Annotated in this window: 9 protein-coding genes and 1 tRNA gene; 5 read left to right on the top strand and 5 right to left on the bottom strand. The window is 66.2% G+C overall.

The annotated features are described in order from the left end of the window. The first annotated feature begins 86 nt into the window (after positions 1-86). The 4 genes from IZR01_RS30005 (at position 87) to IZR01_RS51150 (ending at position 2,342) form a co-directional block, all read left to right on the top strand. Positions 87-159: transfer RNA gene (locus tag IZR01_RS30005), tRNA-Arg, on the top strand. Positions 160-555: 396 nt separating this feature from the next. Next, positions 556-879 carry a hypothetical protein gene (locus IZR01_RS30000; protein WP_194925836.1) on the top strand — a complete coding sequence of 108 codons (324 nt, stop codon included), beginning with the start codon at positions 556-558 and terminating at the stop codon, positions 877-879. Then, positions 873-1,709 carry a hypothetical protein gene (locus IZR01_RS29995; protein ID WP_194925835.1) on the top strand — a complete coding sequence of 279 codons (837 nt, stop codon included), beginning with the start codon at positions 873-875 and terminating at the stop codon, positions 1,707-1,709. Before IZR01_RS30000 ends, IZR01_RS29995 begins: the two co-directional genes overlap by 7 nt. Positions 1,710-2,063: 354 nt before the next feature. Next, positions 2,064-2,342: a hypothetical protein gene (locus tag IZR01_RS51150; protein WP_228560517.1), complete on the top strand. Its 279-nt coding sequence runs from the start codon at positions 2,064-2,066 to the stop codon at positions 2,340-2,342. Between the two features lie 243 nt (positions 2,343-2,585). Here IZR01_RS51150 and IZR01_RS29985 read toward each other — a convergent pair whose 3' ends face one another. Further along, complete coding sequence (locus tag IZR01_RS29985) at positions 2,586-3,266, bottom strand: DUF4234 domain-containing protein (protein WP_194925834.1); 681 nt, start codon at positions 3,264-3,266, stop codon at positions 2,586-2,588. 697 nt (positions 3,267-3,963) lie between these two features. Between IZR01_RS29985 and IZR01_RS29980 the strand changes: the two genes are divergently transcribed. Further along, the gene (locus IZR01_RS29980; RefSeq protein ID WP_228560515.1) at positions 3,964-5,274 is read left to right on the top strand and encodes an ATP-binding protein; all 1,311 of its coding nucleotides are present in this window, start codon (positions 3,964-3,966) and stop codon (positions 5,272-5,274) included. A 43-nt stretch (positions 5,275-5,317) separates the two neighbouring features. On the opposite strand, the gene IZR01_RS29975 is transcribed toward IZR01_RS29980, so the two are convergent. The 4 genes from IZR01_RS29975 to IZR01_RS29960 all read right to left on the bottom strand — a co-directional run bounded on the left by IZR01_RS29975 (position 5,318) and on the right by IZR01_RS29960 (position 8,379). Then, positions 5,318-6,853, bottom strand: coding sequence for a tyrosine-type recombinase/integrase (locus IZR01_RS29975; RefSeq protein ID WP_194925833.1), 1,536 nt, complete (start codon positions 6,851-6,853; stop codon positions 5,318-5,320). 91 nt (positions 6,854-6,944) lie between these two features. Further along, positions 6,945-7,247 (bottom strand): helix-turn-helix transcriptional regulator, encoded by a 303-nt coding sequence (locus IZR01_RS29970; RefSeq protein ID WP_194925832.1) that lies wholly within the window; start codon positions 7,245-7,247, stop codon positions 6,945-6,947. Continuing rightward, complete coding sequence (locus tag IZR01_RS29965) at positions 7,244-7,399, bottom strand: hypothetical protein (protein WP_194925831.1); 156 nt, start codon at positions 7,397-7,399, stop codon at positions 7,244-7,246. The genes IZR01_RS29970 and IZR01_RS29965 overlap by 4 nt, the downstream gene beginning before the upstream one ends. Continuing rightward, entirely contained in the window at positions 7,396-8,379 is a 984-nt protein-coding gene (locus IZR01_RS29960) for a TRM11 family SAM-dependent methyltransferase (RefSeq protein WP_194925830.1), read from the bottom strand. Before IZR01_RS29960 ends, IZR01_RS29965 begins: the two co-directional genes overlap by 4 nt. Between the last annotated feature and the right edge of the window lie 277 nt (positions 8,380-8,656).

Raw genomic sequence — 8,656 nt, 5'->3', positions numbered from 1 at the left:
CCCCACCACCCACCAGCCAAAACACCCCCCACCGATATCGATTTTCGACACACGCCATCGGACGTGTACTATCGACAACGTCGCAAGCGCGCGTAGCTCAACGGATAGAGCATCTGACTACGGATCAGAAGGTTAGGGGTTCGAATCCCTTCGTGCGCACTCATGTTAGGCACATGAAACAGCAGGTCAGAGGCCCTCTACCATCGCAAGTAGGGGGCCTCTTGCTGTCCCGACTCGAGGCTAAAGTCGTCGAAAACAGGGCGTGTGGTAGCGATGTGGTAGCACCCGTACGCAGTCCGTGTGGTCACGGGCCGTTTCACGTGGTATCGCCGTGTGGCTTCCGGTCCGCGAGTGCCCGGTGCTCTCGCCGGTTCGGGTGCCCTGACAGCCTCGAGGGTTCTGACTTTTCCGCACTTCACAGCGGTAGTGGCTCCCATGGAGCAGAATCGAGGGGCGGAAGCGAAGTCGATTCTCAAACCCGTGGAAGCCCTGTGAGTAGGTACGCGGTGGACGTCGAGCGGCGCATGCGACCGGCGCGGGCGATGTCGGGTTCACGTGGCGGCGCTGCCGACCGACCTGTCGCAGGATGCTGCGCTGCACGTGGCGGCATGCTTGGACGTGCTGTCGCGGGTCCTGTGGCGGTGCTACACCCATCCGGCTGAAGCCGCCGGGGACGACCTATCGGACAACACCGAGGGCTGGCGCCGGCAGCTGAGCCGCGAAGAGTTCGGCCAGGTCCTCGCTATCATCGACAAGCCGAACCTTCCGTACGAGGACGGCGGCCTGCTCGTCGCCTTCGACCCGGTCGCCGAGAGCGCGCACCGGCTGGGACGGGCGCTGCACGCGATCGGCGCGGGCCGTTCACCGCCGCCGTGCTGACGGACGTCGCCGCAGAGATCGAGCGGGCCGAGCTAGGCGACTTGTCGGACCGGGCGGCGCAGGCGGTGACGTTTTCGCGGACCTCAGCCTCCCCACCACAGGTCACAGCTCCCGACGCACTGCTGCGCGCCCACCCGCTGGGAGGGATCGGACTGTTCATGGCCGTGGACCCGACGTCGGCGGCGGTCGCGGCAGCGCACTGGCTACACGCCGCCTCTACGGTGACCGCCGAGGCATCCGGCTATGACGTCACGCAGATCGTGGAGATCGCCGACGACATCGAGGCGGTGCCGATCGCGTCCCCGACGCTGGTGTTGGAGATGATGGAGGCCGGAGCCAGCCCCCACGACGCGGTTACCGCACTGATCGGCGAGGCGATCGCCATCGCCGAGGGCCAGCTGCCGAACCTGCCCGGACTCATGGATGCGCTCTCCGAGGCCGTCGAGAGTGCAGAGGGGTTTGACGACGCGGACCTGCTCGAGGGACTGGTCGCCAAGATCCGCACCACGCCGCTGGGCACCTCCCGGCCCGCAATCGACCTGCTGGAGAACCTGCTGACCGGGATCTACTCCTGCGCGCTTCTCTACCAGGAGTATGAGAGCGACATCGAGGACGAGGAGACCGCCGAAGCGGAGGACGTGGTCGGAGCTATCACCGCCACAGACGGCAGCCCCGTCGTCGATGAAGCATCCGATGACGAAGACGACCGCGAGTGGCCGGATGTGGCCTCGCCCCGGTTCCTGGACGCGTTCGTACCCAGGCCGCCGCCGACGCCGACCGGCTGTGACGGCTCGGCCAGCGGAAGCCCTCTCAAGTCGCCTCTGTCTTGAACGTGACTCATCATTGGGTCCGGTCCCCGCTGCAGTCAGCAGAAAGGTAGGCCGTGCCGAGTCCCCATCTAAATGAGCCATGTCGTCGAGCGCTAGGGCGCTCACCCAGGAAGCAGCCGGCCATCCATGGGCGTCTGGGATGGGATCAGCGGAACGGGAGCTGAAAACCCATGGCTACGGTCGGTGAGCACATCCGGGGCACGTATGAGAAGATTTGCCGGAATCTCAACTCGCTGACAGGCCAGCGTGGCCTTCTGTCCCAGAATGTTCTCGCACAGCTTCGGGACCTGGTCGAGGGTGTCGCGGTTCGTCTCCACACTCGCTCGTCCGACGAGGAGTACAACTTCCCTGTTATTGGTCGTTGTCTCGCGTTCGTCAAGGGCAGGGCCAGTATGGCTTCCTGTCCCGGTTCCACAAGGCAAGCAGGTCTCGGCCGCCGGGCTGATCGCCTTCCATCTGCAACGCCCGAACCAGGTGCGATACATCTACCGCGCCCTGGCCTACCGGCGACGCAAGGGCTTCGCTGCCCTGGTCGACGGGGCGCACCAGCAGCTCGGCGGGAATATTGTGCTTGTTTGGGACAATCCCAACACGCACGTGTCGGCGGCGATAGACAAGCTGATCGACAAGTGATCGTGGTTGACGGTGTCCAGCTCCCTGCCTACGCCCCGGAGATCAGCCCGGTGGAGGGACTCTCGAGCCACCTCAAAAGGATCACTGGGCAACCTCAACGCCCGCAGCCTGGACGCCCTGGCCCTGCTGGTGAAATCCCGGCTCAAGCGCACCACATACCGCGCCGACCTGCTCAAAGGATTCGTCGCCGAAACCGGACTCGAACCGCCGCGGCGCACGAACATCAGCCCTTTGGGCTCAGTATCAGGCGGCCGGAGCGGTGTTCCGAAGAGCGTTGAGGACTGCGTCCTCGGTGGAGTGGAACTCGGGGTAAACCTTCTCTGGATCAGTGTGAAGTCGGTAGTCCCAGATGATGCCGTAGATCCCGAGCGTGACGCAGGAGAGGAGGAAGTGAAGACCGAAGCTGCGGTTCAGTGCTGGGACGGGTTCGAAGGTGATGGGATATCGGATGATCCCGAGCTTCGTCCAGACGATGCTGAGCTTGTCGTCGAAGTCCTGTTCGGTGAGCTGGATCTGCCACCAGAAGCGCATAAGGCGGTAGATGGCAATGAAGCCATATATACCGATTGTGACGAAGGACAGGAAAACCGACAGGCCTGCCTTGATCGGTTTGTGCTCGTCTTCGAAGCGCTCCTTGACGAAGCGCCGCAGGTCGTCCAGGTCATCGTGAGCGGCACCGTACTCGCCGCGCCCCTCGGCGTACTGCGCCGACGAGTCTATGACAGCGCTGTAGTAGTGAAGGCGCCGATCTCTGAAGAGGTCCGCGCGGTTCAGTCGACGGTAGAAGATCACGATCGGGTAGATGCCAAGGGTGACCCACGACAGAAGGAAGAAGTAGAGGCCCCAACCGACAAACGCCTGGTCGGTGACGCGCCTCTCATGCACATAGCGATCTACTTGCCGTACAGCTTCTAGCTGTTCCATCAGGGCTCCCCGCCGATCCCCCGAAATGCGTCGGAGCGATCTTCTCCGTGGGGGACACCAGCGGGGCTGTCAGTCCTATGGTGCTCGCTCGCCAGACACAACCACGGCTCTCGATCACACCCTTCTTGCCTGCCTTCTTAGAGTACGCCCGCACCAGCGGGCCCGCCCGCCCGTTGGTGGAGAACCGCAGGTCGCTGTGCCGCCCGTGCCCCTCAGCGTCACGCTGGCCATCGGGCCGCATACCCCCACCTGCGGTCACCGCCAGCCCACGGCAACGGAAATTTCCCGGTTAAGGTTCAGATCAGGGCATGCTTGACATGGATTCGGAAATTCGCGAAAGCCTGTTGCTCTGGGACAGTCTGAACGCACACGTCTCGATGGTGATGATCGGGTTGATCGCCGAGCCGGCGTGGTTGACGGTATTCCAGCTCCCCGCCTACGCCCGGAGACCAACCCGGCGGAGGGACTCCGGAGCAACCTCAAGGGACACTGGGCAACCTCGCCACCCGCTGCCTGGATGCCTTGGCACTGCTGGCAAAGTCCCAGCTCAAGCACATCACATACCGTACCGACCTACTCAAGGCTTCGTCGCAGAAGCTGGTCTCGAACCGCCATGGCCGCAGGCATCAGCCTTTCGGCCTCAGCAGCTCTGGCGGGAGCCGAAATTCGTGCCCTGACGTCCGCCGAGAATTACCCCATGTGGGACATCGGCGAGCACGTCGGCGCGATTTCGACGCGGTTCCGGGTGGGGCGGACGGCACCCTTCCGGGAGGCGCCCACAAGACCGCTCCGGCCGTCGCCACACATGCTTTTACCTGGCCTTTTATCGAGATCGAGGGTAGCCTTCGAGCCTCTGCTGAACTCCGTTCGAGGAGGCATTGTGAGCGACGACGCGATGACATACGACGCCAGCAACATCCAGGTTCTGGAGGAGTTGGAAGCGGTTCGAAAGCGGCCCAGCATGTGCATCGGGTCGACCGACGAGCGCGGTCTTCGGCACCTGGTGCTCGAGATCGTCGAGCGCGCGGCGCACGAGATCCTGGCTGGCCGTGCCAGCCGCGTAGAGGTGACGCTCATGCCCCACGGCGGCGTGGGCGTCGCCGACGACGGGACAGGTGTTCTCACGGACGGCTTCGACGTGCCGCTGACCCGTCTCACGGCGTGCTACGGGGGACGTGGCCGCCACGACGTGACAGCTGGCTTCCATGGAGTGGGCCTGTCCGTCGTCAATGCCCTGTCCAGCCGTATGACGGCCGAAGTGCGGCAGGACGGGGTCAGCACGGTGTGGGAGTACGCGCGGGGCGTCGCCGTCACTCCGGCCACGGCGCCCGAGCCGACGACCGGGAGCGGGACGGCCTTCATGTTCTGGCCGGACTCCGAGGTCTTCAAGACGATGGAGCAGTCGTTGGAAGCGCTGGCGGACCGCTTCAGGGAGCTGGCCTTCCTGAACCGGACTCTGGACATCTCCCTCATCGACGAACGCGATCCGGCCGAGCCCACGTCAATGCGGTTCCGGTTTCCGGACGGGGTCCGTGACTTCGTCGCCTACCTGGACGGCGAACCGTCGGCGCCCGACATCGTCGGCTTCGAGCTCGACAATCCGGGCATGGAAGGTGAGATGGAGATCGCGTGGCGATGGACCGACTCCCCCGAGGAACGGATCCACAGCTTCGTCAACAGCTGGACCACCCACGGCGGCACACACGAGCGGGGCTTGCGCGACGGTATCGCGGATGCGATGAACGCCTACGCCCGCGAACAGCGATTGCTGCCGAAGACAGATTCCGATCTCGATGACAACCGGATCGGCGAAGGCATGACCGCGGTGGTGGCAGTGAGACTGGATCACCCCGAGCTCCAGGGCTCAACCCGCGGCGTGCTGGGCAACGGCCCCGTCCGCACATGTGTCCGGGAAGCCGTCCGAGAGCACCTGAGGGGATGGCTGGATGGGCGTCCCGAGCAGGCTGGGGCACTCATCAGCAGGATGGTCGCCCGCGCTCAGCTGTAGCCGAGCGCGGGGTCACACATCGCAGAACCTGCACTCGTTGCTGTCAGTGCCCGAGTTGGGCGGCGATGGCGTTGGCGGCGTGCCGTTTGGCCTCGTCGACGACGGATGTGTAGAGGTCGGCGGTGATGGCGGTGTTGGAGTGGCCGAGCATGTCGGAGACGACCTTCATCGCCACGCCGGCGGTAAGGGCGTGGGTGGCGGTGCCGTGGCGGACGTCGTGCAGGCGGATCGGTGGGAGTCCGGCCTCGCGCAAGAGGCGGGCGAACAGGTCGCTGACGCGGGCCGGGTGCAGTGGGGTGCCGTCGCGGTTGACGAAGACCAGGCCGGTGTCCAGCCAGGTGTCGCCGAACTCGTTCGCCTCGTCGCGCTGGGCCGCCTTGTGCTTCTTCAGCGCGCCGGTGACGGGGTCGGCGAGGATGAGGTTGCGCTGTCCGGCTTCGGACTTGGTGTCGCCGACGGCGGTGTCGTAGCCGATCTGCACGATCTGCTGGCTGACGTCGATCGACCCGTTCTTCAGGTCGACGTCCTGCCAGCGCAGTCCGCACGCCTCGCCGCGGCGCAGCCCGCAGTGCGCGGCGACCAGGAAGAGGGCGAACAGCCGGTGGCGGGCGGCACGTTCCAGGAACACGGCGGTCTGCTTGGCGGTCCACACCATCACCGGGTACGGCACGACGCCGGTCTTGCGCCACTCCTCGACGCGGGCGTCGGTCCACACCTTCGGCTTCTGCGGCTTGCCGGACGGCAGTTGAATCAGTTTGGCGACGTTCACGGTGATCAGCTGCTCGTTCACCGCGTCGGTCAGGGCCGAGCGCAGTGCAGCGCGGATGCGGGAGATGCTGGCTGCCCGGACCGGGCGGCGGAAGCCGGGCATGGCGGCGAGTTTGGCTCGTGCGGCGCGGGCCGCCGGGGCGTTGTGGTTGCGCCATGCCTTCTTCGCCGCTGCCGCGACGGCGTGCCGGGCGGCGTTGTTCGCGGCGATCTCCTCGGCCTGTTCGGCGATCTTCTCGAACGCGGTGCGGACGTGGACCGCGCGCAGCTTGTCCAGCCGGTAATGCCCCAGGTAGGGGACGAGGTAGTCGCGGACCTGCTGGCTGTAGCTGGTGTAGGTGGTCGGGCGCAGCACCTGCTTCTTCGCCTTCAGCCAGCTCGTCAGGTACTGCTCGACGGTCAGGTCGCAGGACACCGCGACGCCGGCGGCCAGACGCGTGCGCAGAGTGTCGGGCTCAGGTAGCGGGGCCCTGGCCTTGATCGCCTTGCGGATCTCGTCGGCGATGAGGACGCGGGTGACGTCCGGTTCAGCGTCCAACTCGGCGAGTGCCAGCAGGTCCGCGACCCTGTCGACGGCGGCCTCGGCGTCCTTGCGGGTCGCATGGCCGCCGCCGCGGATCACGGGTCGCTTCGTGGTGGCCGGATCGGGAACCTCCAGGTGGAACCACCAGGTACCGTGTGCCGGGTTCCAGGCCCCGTCGGCGCGCTTGAGCTGCGAGCAGGACCCGCCCAGCTGCCGTTTGACGATGTTCCCGTCCTCGCTGAGGACAGGGGCCCGGCATCCGCACCGCTTGAAGATCAGACTGTTCACGGCTGCTCCTTGCCTTGATGAATGAGAGATCCGATCCGCCGGGAAGGGCGTCCGAACCGAACCTGCGAGGAACGGACGCCCACCGGCTAAATCAGCTGGTTGCGTGGATCGACGCTCGACTCGCAACCGGAGGGCAAGCCGACGCCGGGAAGTGGTGGGGAACATCGACCCGTTCGGGTGGCGGCGCGGCCAGGCCCAGCAGCTCCAACAGCCCGGCTGTCGGCACCCGGTACAGCTTCCCGGCGCGCAGAACGGGGACGGGGAACTGTCCGCGCTTGGCCAAGGCGTAGGCACTGGTACGCCCGATCCGCAGCAGCCGTGCAGCCTCGGGGAGATCCAGCACCGGCGGCAGGTTCCGGATATCGTCCAGCGTCCACGCGTTGACGGCGGTCATCGCGGACCCCCTGTCTCCACCGGAGCACTCGCGGAGTGATCAGCGGCAGCCTGGTCGGGGAAGTCCAGTTCCAACCACAGCTGGCACGCTGCGATCACATCGAACTCATCGGCGGCCGGGACGTCGCAGACCTCGTCGGTCGGGGCGCTCACGCCGCGCTCCGCTCGGCGGCGTCGCCGCAGGTGAACGGAACGCAGCCGCAGCTGACGTCCTCGACGCGATCGTCGGCCCCAGCGCTGGCTGTCCGTCCGTTCCAGCGGGCCACCACCACTTCTTCGTGCACGCTCACGTGCGTAGGGCTGCCGGCAGCGAAGGCGTTGCGGGAGTTGACCAGTTGGAAGAACGACGCGCGAGCTGTCAGCCCGTCATCGCAGGCTGCCGCGAGCAGGGCGATGCAGCGCTCGTGCAGGGTGTACCCGGCGGCCAGGGCGGCGTTGGCGGCCATGGTCGGGATGTCGACCATCTGGCCCTGGCGGCGGAACGGCCGAGCTGTGATCACAAGGAAGCCACCAGGCTTGAGCAGCGTCCGGCAACCGCGCAGGATGGCCGTGAAGCCGTCCATCAGATCCTGGACGCTCTGCTTGGCAAGGTTGCCCTGGTCGTCACCGTAAGCGTGGTTCCATTTCTCCAGGCCGTAGCGCCCGGAGTCACGAGTGACGCGTACGTGTCCGTGGGTGGCCGGTCCATACGGCGGGGACGTGAGAACCAGGGCAGCCTTGCCGTGAACATCGCGGCCGACGAGATGCTCGATGTCGCGAGCGTCGCCGTGCAGAACGGTGCCACAGCCGGGGGCGCCCCGGTCGACGGCGTGCTCGATGTTGCGGGTCGCGAGGTCGGCCCAGCGCTTCTCGTACTCCACGCCGATCGCCATCCGGTCGACGTGCATGGCCTCCACCAGTGTGGTCCCGATCCCGCACATCGGGTCGATCACCAGGTCGCCCGGCTTGGTGTAGACGGTGATGGCGTGCGCGGCGATCGCCGGGAACATCTTCGCCGGGTGTGCATCGGACTCGGGCAGGTACCTGCCCTTGCGCTGGGCTCGAGGGCCGGCCTGGGCAGTGGCCCACACCGACAGGGGTGTGACGCCGTCGGGCTCGCCAAACAGCGGGGTGGGTTCGCAACTCGCGTTCATCCGCGGGTCCCTTCTTCCTTCATCCGGCTACGCCCGGGTAGGCGCCGCATCCGTGGACAAAGGCAGGGCCCGCACGCTGTGGCGGGGTCGAAGATTCTTCACCGCCGCAGAAAAGTCATCTGATCGCCCTCGTTCCGTTCCGGCTCTGCCGCCGGCGCCGACGACGGCCGACGCCCTGTTCGGAACGTTCCGTCGCGATCCGTCGTGACAGGAATTCCCGAGCCGACTCGATCGCCGCGCCACATTCTGAACCCGTCCTGAACGTCTGCTGAAACAG

The sequence above is a fragment of the Catenulispora pinisilvae genome (assembly GCF_015356865.1).
In the GTDB taxonomy this organism is placed as follows: Bacteria; Actinomycetota; Actinomycetes; order Streptomycetales; family Catenulisporaceae; genus Catenulispora; species Catenulispora pinisilvae.
Note: the sequence above shows the minus strand (reverse complement) of the source record. Positions and strands in the feature narration are given on the sequence as shown.

Coding starts and splice junctions, on each gene's coding strand:
- IZR01_RS29980 (WP_228560515.1), top strand. CDS start 3,964: ATGTGGGACATCGGCGAGCACGTCGGCGCGATTTCGACGCGGTTCCGG.
- IZR01_RS29985 (WP_194925834.1), bottom strand. CDS start 3,266: ATGGAACAGCTAGAAGCTGTACGGCAAGTAGATCGCTATGTGCATGAG.
- IZR01_RS29970 (WP_194925832.1), bottom strand. CDS start 7,247: ATGACCGCCGTCAACGCGTGGACGCTGGACGATATCCGGAACCTGCCG.
- IZR01_RS29960 (WP_194925830.1), bottom strand. CDS start 8,379: ATGAACGCGAGTTGCGAACCCACCCCGCTGTTTGGCGAGCCCGACGGC.